22 protein-coding genes are annotated in these 20,828 nt (G+C 69.7%); 10 read left to right on the top strand and 12 right to left on the bottom strand.

What is annotated here, in order from left to right:
* Nucleotides 1-65: 65 nt before the first annotated feature.
* Together FHS44_RS20575 and FHS44_RS20570 are read right to left on the bottom strand one after the other, a co-directional pair.
* The gene (locus FHS44_RS20575; protein ID WP_221461102.1) at nucleotides 66-854 is read right to left on the bottom strand and encodes a ZIP family metal transporter; all 789 of its coding nucleotides are present in this window, start codon (nucleotides 852-854) and stop codon (nucleotides 66-68) included.
* Between the two features lie 54 nt (nucleotides 855-908).
* The gene (locus tag FHS44_RS20570) at nucleotides 909-1,883 is read right to left on the bottom strand and encodes an SMP-30/gluconolactonase/LRE family protein (RefSeq protein ID WP_184717062.1); all 975 of its coding nucleotides are present in this window, start codon (nucleotides 1,881-1,883) and stop codon (nucleotides 909-911) included.
* Between the two features lie 120 nt (nucleotides 1,884-2,003).
* On the opposite strand from FHS44_RS20570, the gene FHS44_RS20565 reads away from it, so the two are divergent.
* Together FHS44_RS20565 and FHS44_RS20560 are read left to right on the top strand one after the other, a co-directional pair.
* The gene (locus FHS44_RS20565; protein WP_184717061.1) at nucleotides 2,004-2,462 is read left to right on the top strand and encodes a MarR family winged helix-turn-helix transcriptional regulator; all 459 of its coding nucleotides are present in this window, start codon (nucleotides 2,004-2,006) and stop codon (nucleotides 2,460-2,462) included.
* Nucleotides 2,463-2,620: 158 nt separating this feature from the next.
* Nucleotides 2,621-3,856: a cytochrome P450 family protein gene (locus FHS44_RS20560; RefSeq protein WP_184717060.1), complete on the top strand. Its 1,236-nt coding sequence runs from the start codon at nucleotides 2,621-2,623 to the stop codon at nucleotides 3,854-3,856.
* Here the strand turns inward: FHS44_RS20560 and FHS44_RS20555 are convergent.
* On the bottom strand, nucleotides 3,835-4,491 hold the full coding sequence (locus FHS44_RS20555) for a response regulator (protein ID WP_184717059.1): 657 nt from the start codon (nucleotides 4,489-4,491) through the stop codon (nucleotides 3,835-3,837). The genes FHS44_RS20560 and FHS44_RS20555 overlap by 22 nt on opposite strands.
* A gap of 10 nt (nucleotides 4,492-4,501) precedes the next feature.
* Nucleotides 4,502-6,004 (bottom strand): sensor histidine kinase, encoded by a 1,503-nt coding sequence (locus tag FHS44_RS20550; RefSeq protein WP_184717058.1) that lies wholly within the window; start codon nucleotides 6,002-6,004, stop codon nucleotides 4,502-4,504.
* Between the two features lie 132 nt (nucleotides 6,005-6,136).
* On the opposite strand from FHS44_RS20550, the gene FHS44_RS20545 reads away from it, so the two are divergent.
* The 4 genes from FHS44_RS20545 to FHS44_RS20530 all read left to right on the top strand — a co-directional run bounded on the left by FHS44_RS20545 (nucleotide 6,137) and on the right by FHS44_RS20530 (nucleotide 9,215).
* Nucleotides 6,137-7,036, top strand: a complete 900-nt coding sequence (locus FHS44_RS20545) for an ABC transporter ATP-binding protein (protein ID WP_184717057.1) — start codon at nucleotides 6,137-6,139, stop codon at nucleotides 7,034-7,036.
* A gap of 5 nt (nucleotides 7,037-7,041) precedes the next feature.
* A complete protein-coding gene (locus tag FHS44_RS20540) occupies nucleotides 7,042-7,767 on the top strand; it encodes an ABC transporter permease (protein WP_221461160.1) in 726 nt (241 codons plus the stop codon).
* A gap of 98 nt (nucleotides 7,768-7,865) precedes the next feature.
* On the top strand, nucleotides 7,866-8,441 hold the full coding sequence (locus FHS44_RS20535) for a TetR/AcrR family transcriptional regulator (protein ID WP_184717055.1): 576 nt from the start codon (nucleotides 7,866-7,868) through the stop codon (nucleotides 8,439-8,441).
* Nucleotides 8,442-8,462: 21 nt separating this feature from the next.
* Nucleotides 8,463-9,215, top strand: a complete 753-nt coding sequence (locus tag FHS44_RS20530) for an SDR family NAD(P)-dependent oxidoreductase (RefSeq protein WP_184717054.1) — start codon at nucleotides 8,463-8,465, stop codon at nucleotides 9,213-9,215.
* Here the strand turns inward: FHS44_RS20530 and FHS44_RS20525 are convergent.
* Nucleotides 9,204-9,608 carry a winged helix-turn-helix transcriptional regulator gene (locus FHS44_RS20525; RefSeq protein WP_184717052.1) on the bottom strand — a complete coding sequence of 135 codons (405 nt, stop codon included), beginning with the start codon at nucleotides 9,606-9,608 and terminating at the stop codon, nucleotides 9,204-9,206. The genes FHS44_RS20530 and FHS44_RS20525 overlap by 12 nt on opposite strands.
* A 96-nt stretch (nucleotides 9,609-9,704) precedes the next feature.
* Between FHS44_RS20525 and FHS44_RS20520 the strand changes: the two genes are divergently transcribed.
* A complete protein-coding gene (locus FHS44_RS20520) occupies nucleotides 9,705-10,643 on the top strand; it encodes an NADP-dependent oxidoreductase (RefSeq protein ID WP_246435766.1) in 939 nt (312 codons plus the stop codon).
* Nucleotides 10,644-10,712: 69 nt separating this feature from the next.
* A complete protein-coding gene (locus FHS44_RS20515) occupies nucleotides 10,713-11,432 on the top strand; it encodes a metallophosphoesterase (protein WP_312863748.1) in 720 nt (239 codons plus the stop codon).
* Here the strand turns inward: FHS44_RS20515 and FHS44_RS20510 are convergent.
* The gene (locus FHS44_RS20510; protein ID WP_184717048.1) at nucleotides 11,429-12,004 is read right to left on the bottom strand and encodes a YdeI/OmpD-associated family protein; all 576 of its coding nucleotides are present in this window, start codon (nucleotides 12,002-12,004) and stop codon (nucleotides 11,429-11,431) included. The two genes, FHS44_RS20515 and FHS44_RS20510, sit on opposite strands and share 4 nt — an antisense overlap.
* A gap of 43 nt (nucleotides 12,005-12,047) precedes the next feature.
* Nucleotides 12,048-14,147 (bottom strand): replicative DNA helicase, encoded by a 2,100-nt coding sequence (gene dnaB / locus FHS44_RS20505; protein ID WP_312863747.1) that lies wholly within the window; start codon nucleotides 14,145-14,147, stop codon nucleotides 12,048-12,050.
* Between the two features lie 328 nt (nucleotides 14,148-14,475).
* Between dnaB and FHS44_RS20500 the strand changes: the two genes are divergently transcribed.
* Nucleotides 14,476-15,786 (top strand): MATE family efflux transporter, encoded by a 1,311-nt coding sequence (locus FHS44_RS20500; protein WP_184717043.1) that lies wholly within the window; start codon nucleotides 14,476-14,478, stop codon nucleotides 15,784-15,786.
* Nucleotides 15,787-16,004: 218 nt separating this feature from the next.
* Nucleotides 16,005-17,432 carry an APC family permease gene (locus tag FHS44_RS20495; RefSeq protein WP_246435764.1) on the top strand — a complete coding sequence of 476 codons (1,428 nt, stop codon included), beginning with the start codon at nucleotides 16,005-16,007 and terminating at the stop codon, nucleotides 17,430-17,432.
* A 3-nt stretch (nucleotides 17,433-17,435) separates the two neighbouring features.
* Here FHS44_RS20495 and FHS44_RS20490 read toward each other — a convergent pair whose 3' ends face one another.
* The 5 genes from FHS44_RS20490 to rpsR form a co-directional block, all read right to left on the bottom strand.
* Entirely contained in the window at nucleotides 17,436-18,188 is a 753-nt protein-coding gene (locus FHS44_RS20490) for an amino acid ABC transporter ATP-binding protein (protein ID WP_312863746.1), read from the bottom strand.
* Complete coding sequence (locus tag FHS44_RS20485) at nucleotides 18,185-19,048, bottom strand: amino acid ABC transporter permease (protein ID WP_184717038.1); 864 nt, start codon at nucleotides 19,046-19,048, stop codon at nucleotides 18,185-18,187. Before FHS44_RS20485 ends, FHS44_RS20490 begins: the two co-directional genes overlap by 4 nt.
* Complete coding sequence (locus tag FHS44_RS20480) at nucleotides 19,048-19,920, bottom strand: ABC transporter substrate-binding protein (protein WP_184717036.1); 873 nt, start codon at nucleotides 19,918-19,920, stop codon at nucleotides 19,048-19,050. Before FHS44_RS20480 ends, FHS44_RS20485 begins: the two co-directional genes overlap by 1 nt.
* Before the next feature lie 168 nt (nucleotides 19,921-20,088).
* Nucleotides 20,089-20,535: a 50S ribosomal protein L9 gene (gene rplI / locus FHS44_RS20475; protein WP_184717034.1), complete on the bottom strand. Its 447-nt coding sequence runs from the start codon at nucleotides 20,533-20,535 to the stop codon at nucleotides 20,089-20,091.
* Between the two features lie 14 nt (nucleotides 20,536-20,549).
* Complete coding sequence (gene rpsR, locus FHS44_RS20470; protein WP_012895699.1) at nucleotides 20,550-20,786, bottom strand: 30S ribosomal protein S18; 237 nt, start codon at nucleotides 20,784-20,786, stop codon at nucleotides 20,550-20,552.
* Nucleotides 20,787-20,828: the final 42 nt, after the last annotated feature.

The raw sequence follows: 20,828 nt of genomic DNA, 5'->3' as shown, positions 1-20,828 counted from the left end.
GGCCGTACCGTGAAGGCGTCCCCCTGCCGGGCGAGTGATCGTCCGTCCTTCGGGGGATTCGACGGCTACGCGCCGAGGCGTTCCACGGTGAAGGCCGTCAGGAAGCCCAGCGTGGTGATGAGGCCGGTGAAGAGATGGGCGCGTTCGAAGGCCTCGGGGATCATCGTGTCGGCGACCATGGTGAGGATCGCCCCTGCGGCCACGGCGGTGATCATCGCGACGGTCGCGGGCGAGGCGTCCCGGAGGGTGAGGTGGCCGACCAGGGCCGCCAGCCCGCTCGCCAGGGCGATGCCACCCCAGACTCCGAAGACGTACGGCGCGCCGCGCCCGGCCCGTTTCATGCCCGCCGCGCTGGAGAGGCCCTCGGGGACGTTGGAGATGAAAACGGCCGCCAGGACGGCGATTCCGACGCCCCTGCCGTCCAGCAGCGACAGGCCGAGCACGACCGACTCGGGGATTCCGTCGAGCAGGGCGCCGACGGCGATGGCCGTGCCGCTGCCCTGAACGTCGCCCTCCGACGGCTGCCGGTCGCCGGAGCGCTTTCGGTGGCGCGCGCCGTACCGGGCCAGGAGCATGTTGGCCGCGACGTAGGCGCAGGCACCGGCGAGGAAGCCGGTCGCCGTGGGGGCGAGTCCTCCTGAGCGTTCTGCCTCGTCGATGAGCTCGAAGGACAGCGCCGAGATCAGCACGCCCGCGCCGAAGGCCATGATCCCGGCGATGATCGCGGCCGGGACCCGTACCAGCCAGGCGACGGCCGCTCCGACGACGAGGGCTCCTCCCGCGGCGGTTCCCCACAGGCCCGCCTGGAGCCACTGCGGCACGGTGGTCTCCCCCTCCCGCGTCGGTGACGACATTTCCCAAGAAAAGGGAATGAACGTCCCAATATTCTCGCGGGTGGGGGAGGGTGCTCAGATACCCCGTACGGCGGCGATGGAGAAGGGGATCTGCGGGGTGCCCTCGCCGAGCGGTCCGCCCTTGTCGAACTGGGAGCGGACCACGTGGAGCGTGCCGTTCCCGAACACCAGCGTCGTCGGGACCTGGAGGGCCTCGTCGGTCAGCCGTCGTTCGACCCGGGCCGCGGAGCCGTTCCCGGTCACCTTCCAGCGGCTGATGACGTTGTCGACGTTGTGGGCGGCCCAGAGCCTGCCGCCCCGCAGTTCGAGCCCGTCGGCGTGCAGCATGTCGCCGCCGGTCAGCGCCACCCTGCGGATCGCGCCCGAGGCGGGGTCGAGGCGGTACAGGTCGGCGCCGGTCATGTCGACGGTCAGCAGGTAGCGGCCCGAGGGGTCGGCGACGATCCCGTTGAGGGTGAATGCGCCGGGCTCGCGTGGGTCGAGGACCTTGTTCAGGTCGAAGCGGGGGGTGAGCGTCGCCCTGCCTCCGGCCGCCCGTGCGAGCTGCTTCGGTGTGACGCGGTAGACCACGGAGCGGACGGAGTCGGTGAGGTAGGCGCTGCCGTCCGGGGTGATGGCGAGGTCGTTGACGAAGGTCGCGCCCTTGCCGGGGACGACGAAGGTGGCCAGCAGGCGTCGGCTGCGCGTGTCGTACACCGAGACCCCGGTCGTGGAGTCGGTGACCCACAGCCGTCCCGCCCGGTCGACCTTGAGGCCGTTGGCGGTGTCACGCCCGTCGGCGCCCGCGGGCAGGAAGACCTTGGCGACCCGGTGGCCCGGCGTCATCTTGAAGACCGTGCCGTCGGTGTAGGACCCGGCGTAGAGGTCGCCGGTGCGGGGATCGACGGCGATGCCCTCGGGGTAGACCCGGTCGCCGGGAAGCTCGTACGCGGTGGAGACCTGGGTTTTCGTGGCCGAGGCGGGCAGGGCGGGGGCGAGCGTCGTGATGAGGAGCGCGGCCGCTACGGCCGTCGAGCGGAGCGGGGACATGGTGCCCTTCTGTTCGTCTGCACATGCTTGACAGTGTCGTACGTGTTGTACGGATGCACACTGTAGTTAGACCTCTAATGGTCGTCAACGCTTTAATGCCGGGGTTGTTACCATGCGTGGATGACCGAGTTGCCTGTCTCCGAGCGCCTTGGCTCCCACCTCAAGCGCGCCGAGCAGGCACTCAGCGCGGCCAAGAACGCCGCGCTGAAGCAGGCGGGACTGACCGTCTCGCAGTACGCGGCGCTGATGCACCTGTCCGCCAACCCCGGCATCTCGGCCGCCGCGCTGGCCAGGGCGTGCGCGGTCACCCCGCCGACGATGAACACCGTGCTCAAGAACCTCCAGGAGCACGGCCTGGTCGAGCGCACCCCGCACGAGTGGCACAGGAACGTCCTGGAGACGCGCATCACCGAGAAGGGCTCACGGGTGCTGGCCGCCGCCGACCCCCGCGCGGTGCGGGTCGAACGGGGACTCGCCGCGGAGTTCACCCCCGAGGAAAGGGAGACACTGGTCGCCCTGCTCGGCCGCTGCGTCACATTCCTCGACGCTTTCCGGACGGCTCCGGACCCCGAGTCATAAAGGGCGGGCCTTTTCCTCCCCGGCGGTCGGCCTTTTCGAGGTTCTCCCAGTTCAGAGCCATGATCTTCCGTGAAAAAGAATTGTTGACGTACGGCGTTGACGAATTTAGTGTTCTGAGTGTTCTCCGGCGAATAATCGACGGTGGCAGGAGTGCCCGCATGGCCATCTCCCCTTCGCCCGTCGCCCTGGATCCCTACGGAAGCGACGTCCCCGGTGAGGTCTCCCGGCTGCGTGCCCTCGGCACCGTGGTCAGGGTCGAGCTTCCCGGTGGCGTGCCCGTCTGGGCCATCACCCGTCACGACCTGCTCAAGCGGGTCATTCTCGATCCCCGGGTCAGCAAGGACCCACGGCGGCACTGGAGCCTGTGGCCGCAGGTCGAGGCACGGCCCGAGTGGGGCTGGCTCAACCTGTGGATCGGCATGCGGAACATGGTCAACGCCTCCGGTCTGGAGCACCGGCGGCTGCGCAACCTCATCGCGCCCAGCTTCACCGCCCGCCGTACCCTCGCCATGCGGCCGACCATCGAGCGGATCGTCGCCGACCTGCTCGACGGCCTCGTCGAACTGCCCGCCGACCAGATCGTCGACCTACGGGTCGTCTACTCCCACCCGCTGCCGCTGAAGGTGATCTGCGAGCTTTTCGGCATTCCCGAGGACATGCGGCCCGAGGTCGCCCGGATCTCCACGGCCTTCGTGGACAGCGCCGCGACCGCCGAGCAGTCGGCCGACACCTCGACCAGGATCAGGACGCTCTTCCCTCGGCTGATCGGGCACAAACGGGAGCATCCGGGCGACGACCTGACCACGGATCTGATCAACGCCCGCTACGAGGACGACCGGCTGAGCGACGACGAACTGCGCGACACGCTGATGGCGCTGCTCGGCGCCGGGCACGAGACCACCGTCGATCTGATCAACAGCACGGTCCACGCCCTGCTCACCCACCCCGGCCAGCTACGCGGGGTCCGGGAGGGGCGGCTCACCTGGGAGGCGGTGATCGAGGAGGTTCTGCGCTGGTCGCCTCCGGTCGCCAACTTCCCGCTGCGGTACGCCACGGAGCCCATCGAGGTGGACGGCGTGGCCATCCCGGCGGGTGACGCCATCCTCGCGACCTATTTCGCCGCGGGCCACGACGCGTGCCAGCACGGCGAGGACGCCGACCGCTTCGACGCGGCCAGACCCCCGGCCGAACACCTGGCCTTCGGCGTCGGCCCACACCACTGCATCGGCGCTCCCCTGGCCCGCCTTGAGGCCGCCATCGCCGTCCCCGCCCTGTTCGACAGCTTCCCCACCCTCACTTTGGCCAGGGAAACCCTGGACCACCTGCCCTCTTTGATCATCCACGGCCTGAGCAAACTGCCGGTCAGGCTGGGTCAGCGGGCGGCGTTCAGATAGGCCAACACGGCGAGGACGCGGCGGTTGTCGTCGTCCGAAGGGGAGAGGCCCAGTTTGGTGAAGATGCCCGCGGTGTGTTTGCCGACCGCGCTCTCGCTGAGGTACAGCCGCTGGGCGATGGCCGCGTTCGAGCGGCCCTCGGCCATCAGTTCGAGCACCTCCCGTTCGCGGGGGGTCAGCGCGCCGAGGGGTTGGTGCCGTGCGGTGCTGGCCAGGAGTTTGGCGATCACCTCGGGGTCCATGACGGTGCCGCCCGAGGCGACCCGCCGTACCGCGTCGATGAACTGCTCGGCGTTGAACACCCGGTCCTTCAGGAGATAGCCGATGGCGCCGGAGCCGTCGGCGAGCAGTTCGCGGGCATAGAGCTGCTCCACGTGCTGGGACAGGACGAGCACGGGCAGGCCGGGTACGGCCCGGCGCGCGGCCAGCGCCGCCTGCAGCCCCTCGTCGGTGAACGTGGGCGGGAGCCGTACGTCCACGACCGCGACGTCGGGGCGCAGGGTGGTCAGGGCGGTGAGCAGTTCCGGGCCCGACTCGACGGCCGCGACGACCTCGAAGTCGTGGGCCTGGAGCAGGTGGACCAGCCCGTCTCTCAGGAGGTAGAGGTCTTCGGCGATGACGACTCTGGGAAGCACCGGTCCCACTTTAGAGGGATGAGCCACAGAGTTCCTGCTTGCGGGAGTAGGCGAGGGGCAGCCCGATGGCCAGGCCGTACAGGGTCATGCCGAGGAAGATGTTGAAGATGATCAGCGGCCACTGCAGTGGCTCGGGCAGGTAGAGCGCGAGGAACCAGCTTCGCTCGTCGGTGCCGACGATCTTGAGGATCATGGCGACGATGCCCTGGGGGAAGAGCGGGAGCCAGCCGAGGCACCAGCCGATCCCGACGACCGCGTACATCCACTTGGGCATGGAGGGCGTGTCCCGCTGGGCCGCGGCCAGTGCGAAGGGCAGGTCGATCGTGGCCGTGGTGGAGCCGCCGGGTGGGCTGTTGAGGGCGAGCACCCCGTCGAAGGCCGCGAGACGGCGTTCGATGCCGCGCAGGCCGCTGCCGCGTGAGGGGTCGGCGCCGCCGGAGCCGTCGTCGGTGACGGTGACGCGCAGTGTCCTGCCCCGGCCACTGATGTCGATCCAGACCCGTTCCGCACCGCCGTGTCTGGCGGCGTTGGTGAGCAGTTCGCTGATCGAGAAGTAGGCGGCCGACTCGACGGGGGCCTCGGGACGTGACTTCAGGTCCACGGTGACCGTGACCTTCAGCGGGCTGTCCAGGGCCAGCGCCCGCACGGCGTCGCCGAGACCCCGTTCCGCCAGGACGGGCGGGTGGATGCCCCTGACCAGGTCGCGCAGTTCGGTGAGGGCGGTCGAGGAGGCCTCGCGCGACTTGGCCAGCAGCGCCTTGGCCGCCTCGGGGTCCTTGTCGACCAGTTCCTCGACGGCGCCGAGGGTCATGCCGATGGCGACGAGCCTGGCCTGGGCGCCGTCGTGCAGGTCGCGTTCGATCCGCCGGAGCTCGGCCGCCTGGGAGTCGGCCGCCTCAAGCCTGACCTGGTCGAGCCGCCTGATCCGACCGGCGAGCACGGACCTGGCGGTCGGCGCGAGCAGCAGTTTGTTCCACCAGCCGTAGAAGCGCAGCAGCCACGGCGTCGCCGCGATGCCGAGGGCGGCGACGGCGACCCCGAGGGGGGCGGCCTGCGGTGCCCAGAGCCAGGGCAGGGCCACGCCGTACCCGATCAGGGCGACGGGAAGCAGCACCAGGCTGCCACCGATGACGGGGTTGAGCACCAGCCAGGCCGCGTCACGCCAGGTCCCGGGGTCGGCGAACATCCACTTCGCCCGGTTGTTCCACTCGGGCCACCACGGTGTCTTGTAGAGCTGGCGCTGGTAGCGGTACCAGCCGTCGGGCTGGGGCCTGACCGGTGGCGGCGGCGGGAGGTACGGCGGGAGCACCTCGGCGCCGAGCCACCTGCCCGTCAGCCTCCTGGCCAGGGCCGTACGCCGCCTGATCAACTTGATCATGGGTGGGAAACAGAAGATCAGCCCGACGATCGTGAACAGGCCGGCGAGCATGCCCAGCATGATCAACCCGACGTCCACCAGGGCCATCGCCCCCATCGCCAGGGTCCAGCCGGTTGTCACCGCGTGTCGCCTCATGGATAAGAGTGTCGGCGATCGGAACCGGACATCCAATGACAACAGCTCCCCTCCGGGGTGGAGGAAACCCCACCTTTGCCCGGCACCCAGACGGCTTCTCCGTTCCCGGTGGGTTTTTCTAGCGTCGTTGGCATGAAGGTGATCGAGGTCAACGGCCTCAGAAAGAAGTACCGTGACCGGTTCGTGGTGGATGACGTGTCGTTCTCCGTCGAGGAGGGCGAGATCTTCGGCGTCCTCGGCCCGAACGGCGCGGGCAAGACGACAACCGTCGAGTGCATAGCCGGCCTGCGCGTCCCGGACGCCGGGACCGTGAAGGTCCTCGGTGGCCTTCACCACGCCGAACTGAAGCAACGGCTCGGCGTCCAACTGCAGAGTTCCGCGATGCCCGCGAAGATCAAGGTGTGGGAGGCGCTGGACCTGTACTCCTCCTTCTACCGGGATCCCGCCGACTGGCACGCGCTGATGGAGCGGGTGGGGCTCACCGACAAGCGGAACACCCCGTACGCCAAGCTCTCCGGTGGCCAGAAGCAGCGCCTTTCGATCGCGCTGGCGCTGGTCGGCAGGCCCAAGGTCGCGATCCTCGACGAGCTGACCACCGGTCTCGACCCGCAGGCCCGTCGTGACACCTGGGAGCTCATCGAGCAGGTCAGGGCGGACGGCGTGACGATCCTGCTGGTCACGCACTTCATGGAGGAGGCCGAACGGCTCTGCGACCGGCTCGCGCTGATCGACGCGGGCAGGCTCGTCGCCGTGGACAGTCCTGCCGGGCTGATCGCCCGGGTCCAGGACTCCCAGCACGTCACCTTCCGCGCCCCCGCCGCCTTCGACACGGCGCTGCTCACCGGTCTGCCCCAGGTCGGTGAGGTACGGCGCGACGGCGCCAGGATCGAGGTCACGGGAAGCGGCGAACTGCTGCTGGCGATCACGACCGCCCTGTCCTCCGCCGGGGTCGTCCCCACGGACCTGCGGGCCGAGCAGGCCACCCTCGACGACGCGTTCCTCGCGCTCACCGGAAGGAAGATCTCCACGTGAACAAGATGATCATTACGGAGGCGAAGCTCTTCCTCCGTGAACCCGCGGGGCCGATCTTCGCGATCCTGCTGCCGCTGGGGCTGCTGCTGGGGCTGGGCAGCATCCCCGGCTTCCGGGAGCCGAGTGCCGAGCTTGGCGGACAGCGGGTGATCGACACCCAGTTGCCGGGCATGATGGTGATTCTGTCCGTGGCGACGATGGCGTTGAGCGCGCTGCCCGCCGTGCTGGTGACCTATCGGGAGAGCGGCGTGCTGCGCCGGTTGTCCACCACGCCGATGCCGCCGCTGCGGCTGCTGGTCGCCCAGGTGATCAACAACGTCGCCGTCGCGGTGCTGGCGGCCGCGCTGCTGGTCGGGCTGGGCAACGTATTCCTGGGGGTGGCCCTGCCGGGGAACCCGCTGGCCTTCGTCGGGGTGTTCCTGCTGGGCAGCGCCTCGGTGTTCGGTCTCGGCCTGCTGATCGCGGCCGTCGCGCCGAGCACCAAGTCGGCGGCGGGGATCGGCTCGCTGCTGATGTTCCCGCTGCTGTTCGTCGCGGGCATGTGGATCCCCCGCGAGATGCTGCCCACCCTCGTGCAGCGGATCGGCGACTTCCTGCCGCTCTCGCCGTTCGCCCAGGCGCTGCGCGACACGTGGGCGGGACACGCGCCGCAGCCGCTGCACCTGGTGGTGATGGCGGCGACCCTGCTGGTCACGGGCGCGCTGTCGGCCCGGCTGTTTCGCTGGGAGTAGTCCAGGTACGGCTCGCGCACGGGGGCGCGGGCCGTGCTTGGGGGCGTGGGTCGGGTCTTTATTTGACCGTTCGTTCCAGATAGGCATAGCCTTCTCCCATGGCGAGGACGAAGGAGTTCGACCCGGACGCCGCCCTTGAGGCGGCTCTCGCGTTGTTCTGGGAGCGCGGCTACGAGGCGACCTCCATGAGCGACCTGGTCGAACGGCTGGGCATCGGCAGGGCGAGCCTGTACGCGACCTTCGGCGGCAAACACGACCTCTACCTGAGGGCGCTGCGGCGCTACGTGGCCAACAGGAACCCCTCGCCGGTCGAACTGCTGTCCCAGCCGGGGGCCGCGCTGCCCGCCGTACGAGGACTGGTCGAGCTCTACACCGAGGACTCGGCCGGTGACCGGCGCGGCTGCATGATCGTGAACGCGGCGGGCGAGCTGCTCCCCGGCGACGAACGGGTCGCGGGGATCGTCGACGCCAACTGGACCGCCCTTGAGACGGCGCTGACCTCGGCGCTCATCAGGGCGCGGGCGCAGGGGGAACTGCCCGCCGACCGCGATCCCGTGGCGCTCGCCCGCTTCCTGCTGGTCTTCCTGCAGGGGGTACGGCTGGTCGCCAAGGGACATTCCTCTGGGGAACGGCTGCGCGACGCGGCCGCCCAGGCACTGAAAATTCTTGACTGATCGTTCTTATATGGAGGGGACATGAGGTTCCGTGACAAGGTCGTCCTGGTCACCGGGGGCGGATCCGGCATCGGCAGGGCCGTCGCCCTCGGCTTCGCCAGGGAGGGCGCCCAGGTGGTCGTCTCCGGCCGTGGCCGCGAGGCCCTCGACCAGACCGTGAAACTGGCCGAGGCCGACGGCGGCCGGATCGCCGCGCTGACCTCGGACGTCTCCGACTCCGCCTCCGTCGCCGCGCTGGTCGGCCAGATCGTCGAGCGGTACGGCAGGCTGGACATCGCGATCAACAACGCCGGGGTGCTGGCCACGGGCAACGTCACCGACCAGCCGGAGGAGGACTTCGCCCGGGTCGTCGACGTCAACCTGACCGGCGTCTTCCTGGCGATGAAGCACGAGATCCCGGCCATGATCGCCGGAGGCGGCGGGGTCATCGTCAACTTCAGCTCGCAGATCGGCGCCCACAAGCGCCTGCCAGGGTTCGGCGCCTACGCCGCCTCGAAGGCCGGGGTGACGGCGCTGACCCGCACCGCCGCGCGGGAGTACATCGACCAGGGCGTGCGGATCAACGCGCTCAGCCCCGGCAGCCACGACACCGCGATGTCCATGCGCCCCGGCGAGACCGAGGCCGACCGGGCGGAGCGCATGAAGGACCAGGTCCCGGCCGGTCGTGTCGGCTCCCTCGACGAGATCACCGGCACGGTCCTGTGGCTGGCCTCCGACGACGCGGGATATGTGATCGGCGCCGACATCGTCGCCGACGGTGGCTCAACCGCCTGAGCGCGCGTCGTAGGTCTCGCGGGCGACGCGGACCTGCTCGATGTTCCCCTCTGCCCACGACTTGATGGCCAGCATGAGGAGCTGGAGATCCCGGCCGAGGTCGGTGAGGGCGTAGTCCACGCGCACCGGGACCGAGGGGGTGACCGACCTGGAGACCAGGCCGTCGCGCTCCAGGCTCCGCAGGGTCTGGGTGAGCATCTTCTGGCTGACGCCCGCGATGATCCTGCCCAGGTCGCTGTAGCGCTTCGGCCCGTCGGACAGGGCGTTCAGGACCAGGCTGACCCACTTGTCGCTGATCGCGTCGAGCAGTTCCCGCGCCGGGCAGGCGGCCAGGAAGGCGTCGTAGGCCTGCCTCGCCTCCTGCCGCTGTTGCGCCGCCGTACGGGTGGACATGGCGCCCCTTCCGGTGCGGTACGCACCTTCGGGTGCGTACTTCCTTTTGGAGAGTAGCACTCCATAGGTTCGTGTCATCGAAACCCCAAGGAGGCGATGATGCGCGCGGTGGTCGTCCGTTCGTTCGGCGGACCGGAAGTGCTGGAGACCGTGGAGGTCCCCGTTCCCGAGACGGGCGTGGGACAGGTGAGGGTCCGCGTCGAGGCGGCGGGCGTCAACCCCGTTGACGTGGCGACCAGGGCGGGAGCCCTCGTCGAGATCGGCCTGGCCGAGCGGCGCGACACGCACGGGATCGGCTGGGACCTCGCCGGGGTCGTCGAGGAGGTCGGCGCCGGGGTCACCGGCTTCGCCCCCGGCGACCGGGTCGCGGGCCTGTCCGACCGGCTCGACCTGTCCCTCGGCGCCTACGCGGAGCGGATCGTGCTGGACGCCGACGCCCTGGCTCTCATCCCGGACAACGTCACGGCGGTTCAGGCGGCCACGCTCCCGCTCAACTCCCTCACCGCCGACCAGGCCCTCGACCTGCTGGACCTGTCCGAGGGACAGACGGTGCTGGTCACCGGCGCCGCGGGGGCCGTCGGCGGTTACGCGGTCGAGCTGGCCGTACTGCGCGGCCTTCGGGTCGTCGCCGTCGCGGGTCAGGCGGACGAGGAACTGGTCCGTGGCTTCGGCGCCGAGTTCTTCGTGCCACGCGGCGCCGAGCTGGGCTCCGCCGTACGGAAACTGGTGCCCGGAGGGGTGGACGGCGCGGTGGACGCGGCAGTGGTCGGCGGAGCGGCGCTCACCGCCGTGCGCAACGGCGGCGCGTTCGTGGCCGTGCTCGACGGGGTGGCTCCCCGCCCGCTGCGCGGCACGCGGGTATCGAACGTGTGGATCCGCGCCGACGGCCCCCGGCTCGCCGAACTCGCGGGACTGGCCGGTGCGGGACGGCTGAGCCTCAGGGTCGCCGACACGCTTCCCCTCGACGAGGCCGCCCAGGCCCACGAACGCCTCGGCAAGGGCGGCCTCCGGGGACGCCTCGTCCTGCTTCCCTGAGGCCTTCCCCGGCGATGGCACAAGCGGGACCCGGCGTGACAACCTTGGACGATGCTGACACTGGCTCACGTGAGCGACATCCACCTCGACGACTCCCCTCGCAGCGTCGAACGAGCCCGAGCCGTCATGCGTCACCTGGACAGCCTGCCCGGCCCGCTTGACGCCGTCGTCGTGACCGGGGACGTCGCCGACCACGGCACGGTCGAGGAGTACGAGATCGCGAAGGAGGCGCTGACCTCACGCCACCCGACCGTGATCTGTCCCGGCAACCACGACTCCCGGGCCGCCTTCCGCAAGGTCCTCCTCGGCCAGGACGGCGACGCCCCGATCAACCAGGTCCTGCGGCTCGACGGCCTCACCCTCGTCCTGTGCGACTCCAGCATCCCCGGACGGCATGACGGCCTGCTGACGGAGGAGACCCTGACCTGGCTCGACGGGGTGCTCGCCGAGTCGCCCGACGTCCCCGCCCTCGTGGGCATGCACCACCCCGCCGTCCCGCTGGGCGTGCCGTACGTGGACGACATCCGGCTTGGCGAACCCGAGCGGCTCGAAGCCGTCCTGCGCCGTCACCCCCGGGTGGTCGCCGTCCTGGCCGGGCACGCCCACACCGCCGCGAGCACCTGGTTCGCCGGTCGTCCCCTACTGGTCGCCCCCGGAGTGATCAACACCGCGCTCCTTCCCACGGAGACCGTGGAACGCCGCCCGCTCGACCCCTCCCAGCCGCCACAGATCGCCCTGCACGTCCTGGACGGCGACCGCCTCACCACGCACTTCCGCCCGATCCTCTAGGGATAGACCTTCTTGTGCTCGGCCAGCATCGTGACGAACTTCTCGATGCGGCGTGCCCTGGTCTCCGGCTTCTTGGCCTCCTGCACCCGGTGCAGCACCGCGTAGCGGTTACGGCTGTCCAGCGTCGCGAAGAACTCCCGCGCGACGGGGTTGCCGGCCAGGGCCAGCTCCAGGTCCTCGGGCACGGTCGCGGTCCGCGACCCGTCGTAGGCCGCCGCCCAGCGGCCGTCCGCCTTCGCGCGCTCGACCTCCAGCAGGCCCGCGGGCCGCATCCTGCCCTGTTCGAGCAGCGCGGCGACCTTGTCGCGGTTGACCTTCGACCACCTGCTCCGCGGCCTGCGCGGGGTGAACCGCTGCAGCCAGTGCGTCGCGTCCAGGCTCTTCTTCTGACCGTCGATCCAGCCGTAGCACAGCGCCACGTCGAGCGCCTGGACGTAGTCCAGCGACTCGACCCCCGGCACCTTCTTGGCGAGTCTGAGCCAGAGCCCTGACGAGGAGTCGTGGTTGGCGACGAGCCACTCCTCGAACTCCTCGGCCGACGGGAAGAAGAGACTCTCCGGGACATCGCTCATCGCGCCAGTCAACCACCCGGGTACGACAGAAACGGCTCAGTGCTCAGTGCGAGGCCATGTCGACGAAGCGGCTGTAGTGCCCCTGGAAGGCCACGGTGACCGTCGCGGTCGGACCGTTACGGTGCTTGGCCACGATCAGGTCAGCCTCCCCAGCCCGCGGCGACTCCCGCTCGTAGGCGTCTTCTCGGTGCAAAAGTATGACCATGTCCGCATCTTGCTCGATCGATCCGGATTCGCGAAGGTCGCTAACCATGGGACGTTTGTCCGTTCGCTGTTCCGGGCCTCGGTTCAGCTGGGAGATCGCGATGACCGGGACCTCAAGCTCCTTGGCGAGGAGCTTGATCGAGCGGGAGATCTCGGAGACCTCGTTCTGGCGGCTCTCGGTCTTCTTGGGCGAGGACATCAGCTGCAGGTAGTCGATGATGACGAAGCGCAGGTCGTTGCGCTGCTTGAGGCGGCGGCACTTGGCCCTGATCTCCATCATCGACATGTTGGGCGAGTCGTCGATGAACAGGGGCGCCTCGGCGACCTCGCCCATCCGTCTTGCCAGTTTCGCCCAGTCGTCGTCGGTCATCGTGCCCGAGCGCATCGCGTGCAGCGCCACCTTGGCCTCGGCGGACAGCAGACGCATCGTGATCTCGTTGCGCGACATCTCCAGGGAGAACACGACGGTGGTCATGCCGTGCCTGATCGCGGCGGACCTGGCGAAGTCGAGGCCGAGCGTGCTGTTGTGGGTGGGGACGCAGGCCCTTCCCGCGAGGTACATGTGGTCGGCGTTGTCCACCTCGACGCACCTGACCGGCACCGAGGGGACCGCGCGCACGTCGACGACGTACCGGACGGACACCTCGGGGAGGTCGATCACGTGGTGGTCGCCGGTGTCGCGCATGGTCGCCCGGTGGCCGAGGCTCAGGGCCAGTTCGAGGACGTCCCCGGCGAGCGGCCCCTCCGTGGCGGCGAAGCGGATCTGCCCGTCGCGGCCCTCCAGCAGACCCGCGAGCAGGGCGCGGCGCTGACCTGTTGAGGCCCGCAGGTAGGCCCCGGGGACGCGCCTGCCCGGGAAACCGGTCCCGCCGAGCGTGAGGCCGAGTTCGTACGGCGGAAGCGGCAGGTCGCGCTCCGGCAGGTCGAACGGCGCCGTGACCGCGACCGCGTGGACCGGCCAGCCGTCCTCGGCGCGGTGCAGGGTGCGGGCGATCTCCTCGGTCGTCACCACGCTCTGCCGGGCAGGGCCGCCGTGGACGACGAGGGCGTGGTCCACGGTCGTCCGCCACTGGTGCAGGGCGTCGGCGACGATCACCGTGCCGTCGCTGAACTCGACCTCGTAGCAGGGGCGGTCACGCAGCACGTCGGTCACCGCGACGACCCGGGTCGGCCTGCCGTCGGCGCCGATGAGGCGGTCGCCCCGGCTGACCTCGCCCATGGTCGTCCAGCCGTCGGGGGTCGGCAGGGGGGTGTCGAGGGCGAGGGCCTTGCCGATGGCGGGCCGGGCGGCCACGACGATCATCTGGCCGGGGTGAAGGCCGTTGGTGAGGCTGTCGAGGTCCTGGAAGCCGGTGGGGACGCCGACCATCTGGCCGCTTCTGCCGCCGATGGCCTCAAGCTCGTCGAGGGCGCCGGGCATGATCTCGGCGAGGGGGACGTAGTCCTCCGAGGTGCGGCGTTCTGTGACCTTGTAGATCTCGGCCTGGGCGCGGTCGACGAGGTCGTCGACCTCCTCGTCCTGCCCGCCGTACCCGAAGGAGACGATGCGGGTGCCGGCCTCGATGAGGCGCCTGAGGATGGCCTGTTCGCGGACGATGCGCGCGTAGTAGCCCGCGTTGGCGGCCGTGGGCACGACGGCGGTCAGCGTGTGGAGGTAGGCGGCGCCTCCGACACGGGCGACCTCGCCGCGTTTCTGCAGCTCACCGAAGATGGTGACGGCGTCGGCCGGGTCGCCTCTGCCGTACAGGTCGGTGATGATGTCGTAGATGAGCTGGTGGGCGGGCCGGTAGAAGTCGTCGGCCCTGAGGACCTCGACGACGTCGGCGATGGCGTCCTTGGACAGGAGCATGCCGCCGAGAACGGACTGTTCGGCCTCGATGTTGTTCGGCGGGGTGCGCTCGAACCCTGGCTCGAAGACCGGTGGCTCCGCGATGCTCACCTCGCACCCCCTCATTCGAACATGGTTTCGCCATCTTAAGGTTTAGCCGACCGGTGTGACAGTCTCGCGCTCCCTGGACGACGTGGCAACGCGGACTGTCGACAGGGGTGTGGATAAGGTGTGCAGTTCTCGCCCAGACATGTGGGCAGCCTGGGGACAGTCCTGTGGATAACCAGGGCAGGTTGTCCACAACACCTTGCCGAGCTGGGAAAACTCCATCCACCGCCTGTGGAGAAAAGAAAGTTGCGGCGACACGCCGAGAGCCTCCTCCGCCGTCCTGTTGGTCCCCCCTGACGAACTTCTCGGTGGTAAGAGACACAATGCAGCTATGCCGCTTACCTCCCCCACGGGTCGCGACCACGACAGGCAGATCCTGCGTCTGGCGATCCCCGCGTTCGGGGCGTTGGTGGCCGAACCCCTGTTCCTGCTGACCGACACCGTCATCGTCAGCCACCTGCCCGCGCCCGCGCTCGGCGCGGTCGGGGTGGCGAGCACGGTGCTCGGCGCGCTGGTCGCCCTGTGCGTCTTCCTCGCCTACGGCACCACGGCCGCGGTCGCGCGTCAGGTCGGCGCGGGCAACACCGCCCAGGCCGTACGGCAGGGCGGCGACGGGCTCTGGCTCGCCGCGGCGGCCGGGGTGGTGATCATCGCCGTGGTCTGGCCACTCGCGCCCTCGCTGGTCGCCCTGGTCGGCGCGGAGGGCGAGCTGGCCCTGCAGGCGGTGACCTACCTGCGGATCAGCCTGCTCGGCGTGCCCGCCATGCTGCTGGTGCTCGCCGGGACCGGCGTGCTGCGGGGCATGCAGGACACCACGACCCCGCTGCTGGTCTCGGTCGGCTCCTTCGCGCTGAACGCGCTACTCAACCTCCTGTTCGTCCTCGGCCTCGGCTGGGGCGTCGCGGGCTCGGCGTGGGGCACGGTGCTGGCCCAGTCGCTGGGCGCCGCCGTCTACCTGGCCCTCGTCTTCGGCCGGTACGGCGCGCCGGTCCGCCCCGACCTCGCGGGCATCAGGGCCGCGGGCACGGCCGGGGTCGCGTTGATCATCCGTACGGCGTGCCTGCAGGTGGTGCTGGCCGTGGCCGCCACGCTGGCCACCCGCATGGGAGAGGAGCAGATCGAGGCCCACACGATCGCCCTGCGGATCTGGACGCTGCTGGCCTTCGCCCTGGACGCCATCGCCATCGCCGGGCAGGCCATCACGGGCCGCACCCTGGGCGCCGGGGACGCCGAGGCGACGCGGGAGGCGACCCGCAGGATGGTCGTGTGGGGGGTCGGCTCCGGCGTGGTGCTCGGGCTGCTGGTCGTGGTGGCCAGGCCGTTCGTGCCGGGGGTCTTCGACGTGAGCGCCCAGACGGCCGAGCACCTGCTCGGCCCGCTACTGGTCGTGGCGCTCCTGCAGCCGGTCGCCGGGGTGGTCTTCGTCCTGGACGGGGTGCTCATCGGCGCCGGTGACCAGCGCTATCTCGCCTGGGCGGGCCTGTGGACGACGCTGGCCTACCTTCCCGTGGCGCTGGCGGTCATCCTGTCGGGCGGCGGTCTGGTCGCGCTGTGGCTGGCGCTGGGGGTGTGGATGGGCGCCCGCTTCCTCGCCCTGGGACTGCGCGCTCGGGGCAGGGCGTGGCTGGTGATCGGTGCGTGATCGGGAGGTGTCCGCCACGTAACCAGGAGACTCTTGTCCCGCGCCGCCCCCTGCGGCACTGTGAACAGTCCGGCAATACGGTTGTCCACCCTCCATGATTGGGACACGTCGTGCCCGAAGGTCACTCCTCGTCGATCGTCCGCCGCCTACCCCCCAGTGAAGCGACAAACCGATGGACCGGCGGTGCGCGTCACGGCCTGCCGAAGGCGTACGGCCCCATGGACCTCGTCGTCATGGGCGTCGGCGTCATGATCGGGGCGGGCATCTTCAGCCTCGCCGGACGCCAGGCGGCCACCATGGCCGGCCCCGGGGTCGTCCTCTCCTTCATGATCGCCGGTATCACCAGCCTGCTCGTCGCCTTCTGTTTCGCCGAGTTATCCTCGGCGCTGCCGACCTCGGGCAGCGCCTACACCTTCACCTACGTCATCTTCGGCGAGGTCTGGGCCTGGGCCGTCGGCTGGGCGCTGGTGCTCGAACTGCTGCTGGCCAGCGCGGGCGTCTCACGCGTCTGGTCGCTGTACGCCTCCCAACTCCTCACCGACCTCGGGATACGTTTCCCCGAGCCCCTGGCCTCGATCACCGGCCGGTCCGAGGGGTTCGACCTGTTCACCCTGTTCATCCTGGTGCTGTTGACGGCCGTGATCACGCTGGGCGCCAGGATCGGCCTGCGGGCCCTGCGGATCATCGTCGCCGCCAAGCTGCTGGCCATCGGCGCGGTCATCGTGGTCGGTGTCACCCACTTCGACCAGCGCAACCTGTCGGCCATCCCGGTTCCCCCGGCCCCCGCGGGCGCCTCCGTCGACGCGCTGCACTCGCCGCTGCTCGGCCTGCTGTTCGGCCAGCCCGGCGCGTTCGGCTGGTTCGGCATCTTCGCCGCCTCGGCGGTCATCACCTTCGCCTACATCGGCTTCGACGTGGTGGCCACGGCCGCGGAGGAGGCGGAGGACGCGCCCCTTTCTGTGCCGAAGGGCATCATCCGCAGCCTGATCGTCACCACGGTCGTCTACATCGCGGTCGCGCTGGTGATGGTCGGCATGATCTCCTACGACAGGATCGACGTCGAAGCGCCGCTCGCCAACGCCTTCCGCGCCGCGGGCGAGGGCTTCATGGTGCACGTCATCAACCTGGGCGCGGTCCTGGGCCTCACCACGGTCGTGCTGGTGCTGCTCGTCGGCCTGACCCGCGTCATGTTCTCCATGGCCAGGGACGGCCTGTTCCCCCGCTCACTGGCCAGGGTCAACCGGCGCTACCACAGCCCGACCCGGGTGACGCTGCTCATCGGCGGCGTGGCGATCCTCCTGGCCGAGTTCGTGCCGGTACTCACGCTCGAACCGCTGGTCGTGATCGGCACCCTGTTCGTCTTCGTGGCCGTGGCCGCGGGAGTCCTCAGGATGCGGCGGACCATGCCCGACCTGCCCAGGGGCTTCCGGGTGCCGTTCTCCCCCTTCGTGCCGGTCGCCTCGATCGCCGCCTGCCTGTGGCTGCTGGTCAACCTCCAGATCGTCACCTGGCTGTACTTCGCCGCCTGGATGGCCGTCGGCCTGCTGGTCTACCTCCTGTACGGCAGGCACAACAGCGTGCTGTCCGGCAACGACCGGGCGACGGCCCCCGTGGGATCCGGCCTTCGAGGAAGGCACAGACGCTGAGGCTCAGATACGCCGGGCGTCGAGCACACTGCGCAGGAACTGCCTGGTCCTGGGCTCCTTGGGGTCGGTGAAGAACTCCTCGGGGGGCGCCTTCTCCAGGAGCACGCCGTTGTCGAGGAAGCAGACGGTGTCGGCGATCTCCCGGCAGAAGCCCATCTCGTGGGTCGTCAGGATCATGGTCATCCCGCTTCCCTTGAGCTCCCTGATGACCCCGAGGACCTCCGCGACCAGCGCCGGGTCGAGCGCGGAGGTCACCTCGTCGAGCAGCATCAGCAGCGGCCTGACGGCCAGGGCCCTGATGATGGCCACCCGCTGCTGCTGGCCGCCGGAGAGCCTGTCGGGATACGCCTTCGCCTTGTCGGCCAGGCCGAACCTCTCCAGCAGCTCAAGGGCCTGCTGCTCGGCCTCTCGCCTGCCGGTCCCGTGCACCTTGCGGGGGGCGAGCGTGATGTTGTCGAGCACGGTCATGTGCGGGAAGAGGTTGAAGGCCTGGAACACGACCCCCATGCGCTTGCGCACGGCGTCGGGATCGACGCGGACGTCGGTGATGTCCCGGCCGTCGAGGTGGATGGCGCCGTCGTCCACGGTCTCCAGCAGGTTCACACAGCGCAGCAGCGTGGACTTGCCCGACCCCGAGGCCCCGACCAGGCAGACGACCTCGTGAGGCCGTACCTCCAGATCGATCCCACGCAGTACGGCATGGCCGTGGTAGCTCTTCCACAGACCCTCGACGGTCAGCAGGCTATGGTCCTTCACTGGCCCCTCCGCCGTTGTGAACGGGCCGCCAGATAGTCGGTGAGGCGGGCCAGCGGGATGGTCAGCAGGATGAACAGCAGCGCCCCGACCAGGTAGGGGGTGTAGTTGAACGTGCTCGCCGCGTGGATCTGGGCCTGGCGCAGCGCTTCGAGCGGGCCGATCGTGGCGACGAGCGCAGTGTCCTTCTGCAGCGAGACGAAGTCGTTGAGCAGCGGCGGCACCACCCGTCGTACGGCCTGCGGCAGCACCACGTGCCGCATGGTGCCGCCGTGGCCGAGCCCAAGAGACCTGGCCGCGGCGATCTGGCTGGGGTGGACGGAGTCGATGCCCGCCCTGAAGACCTCGGCGACGTAGGCCCCGTAGGACAGCGTGAGCGCGATGACGCCCAGCGTCGCCAGGTCCGTCGGCATGCCCTGCAGGCCGAGCGCGGGCAGGCCGAAGCCGACGAGATAGATGACCAGGATCGTCGGCACGCCCCGGAAGATGTCGGTGTAGGCGACCGCGAGGGCCCGCAGCGGGAAGAACACCGGCGACCTGAGGCCGCGGACCAGCGCGACCGACAGGCCGACGAGGAGCACCAGCGGCTCGGCGATCAGGAAGATCTTGACGTTGAGCAGGAACCCGCTCAGCACGTCGGGGAACGCCCTGACGAACTGCTCGGGGTCGAAGAACGTCTCCCGCACCCGCTCCCAGCCGGGCGAGGCGGTGACGCCCCAGACCAGCAGGACGACCACCAGGAGCGTCGAGACGGTCGCGATCGAGCCCGAGCGGATCGAGCGCCGCCTGAGCAGGCGTTCCCGTTCCACCTGCCGGGCGCTCTTCACCCAGCCGGAGGCGTCCGGCGTGGATCGGACGGCCACTACTTCAGCTCCGGAGCGCCCGCCGCCGAGCCGAGCCACTCCTTCTCGATCTTGACCAGTTCACCGGAGTCGGTCAGCCTGCCGATCGCCTCGTTGACGCAGCGCACCAGCGGGCTGCCCTTCTCGAAGACCGCGCCGAAGACCTCGGGCGTGCCGGAGGCCGCGCCGAACTGGCCGACCAGCTTGGAGTTCTCGACCTGGGCCGCGGTCACGTAGAAGGCGGTCGGCAGGTCGACGACCACGGCGTCCACCTGCTTGTTCTTCAGCGCGTTCACCACGTCGATCTGCTCGTTGTAGACGTTCGGCTCGGCGGAGGGCTGGATGACGTCCTTGACCGCCTGCAGCGAGGTCGTTCCGACCTGCACACCGATCTTGGAGTTCTTCAGGGCCGCCAGGTCCGTGGCCGCGGCGGCCTTGGAGCTGTCCAGGGCGACGACGGCCTGCTTGACCGCGTAGTAGCCGTCGCTGAAGTCCACGACCTTGGCCCGGTCGGGGGTGACCGAGACCTGGTTGAGGTCGAAGTCGAACTGCTTGGCGCCGGGGGCGAAGGCCGAGTCGAACTTCACCGTGGACCAGGCGACCTCACCGTTCTGGAAACCGAGCTCCTTGGCGATCGCGTAGGCGACGGCGCTCTCGAAGCCCTTGCCGTTCGACGGGTCGTCGTCCTTGAACCACGGCTCGTAGGCGGGCTTGTCGGTGCCGATGGTCAGCTTGCCCGGCGTCTTCAGGGTGAGCTGGTCCTTGGCGCAGGAGGTGGCGGGCGAGGAGGCGTCGGCCTTGCCGGCGCTCGTCGTCGAGTCCGACGCGGGCGCACAGGCGACCGCGGTGGCGGCGAGGGCGCCGAGCGCGAGCAGCATCGAGGGGCGGAGCATGGAGGACCTCCAGGGGGAAACGACGACTCCCGAATTGTACGTATTGACGGTAACGGCGAGTAAACCAGCCCCGCCGGTCGGGAATAGCGCTCCCAGACGGACGAAGGCCCCCTCCCTTGCGGGAGAGGGCCCTGTCACGGACGATCTCGTACGGCGTGGGCGTCAGCCTCAGGCCGCGACGACCTCGACGTCGAGAGCTGCGGAGACCTCCGGGTGCAGCTTGACGCTGACCCGGTGGGAGCCGAGGCTCTTGATCGCGGAGGTGATCTCGATGCGGCGGCGGTCGAGCAGCGGGCCACCGGCGGCCTTGACGGCCTCGGCGACGTCACTCGTGGTGATCGAACCGAAGAGACGGCCGGACTCGCCCGCCTTCGTCTTCAGCACCACCTTGAGGGACTTGAGCTGGTTGGCGACCTCCTGGGCGGTGCCCAGGTCGCGGATCTCGCGGGCGTCGCGCGCCTTCTTGATCGAGACGATCTGCTTCTCGCCGCCGCGCGTCCACAGGATCGCGAAGCCACGGGGGAGAAGGTAGTTACGGCCGTAGCCGTTCTTGACCTCGACGATGTCGCCGGGGGCACCGAGGCCGGTGACCTCACTGGTGAGAATGAGCTTCATCTGTCCGGACCTCCTTAGCGCGCGGTGCTCATGTACGGCAGGAGCGCCATCTCACGAGCGTTCTTGATAGCGGTCGCCACGTCACGCTGGTGCTGGGTGCAGTTGCCCGTCACCCGGCGGGCACGGATCTTGCCGCGGTCGGAGATGAACTTCCGAAGCAGCGCCGTGTCCTTGTAGTCGACGTAGGAGATCTTGTCGTGGCAGAACAGGCAAACCTTCTTCTTGGGCTTGCGCAGTGCCGGCTTGGCCATCGTGGTGCTCCTTTCAGAGCCCCGCCGTACGGCGGGAATGGT

The sequence above is a fragment of the Streptosporangium saharense genome (assembly GCF_014203715.1).
GTDB classification, from domain to species: Bacteria; Actinomycetota; Actinomycetes; order Streptosporangiales; family Streptosporangiaceae; genus Streptosporangium; species Streptosporangium saharense.
This window is presented reverse-complemented; position numbering and strand designations above follow the sequence as displayed.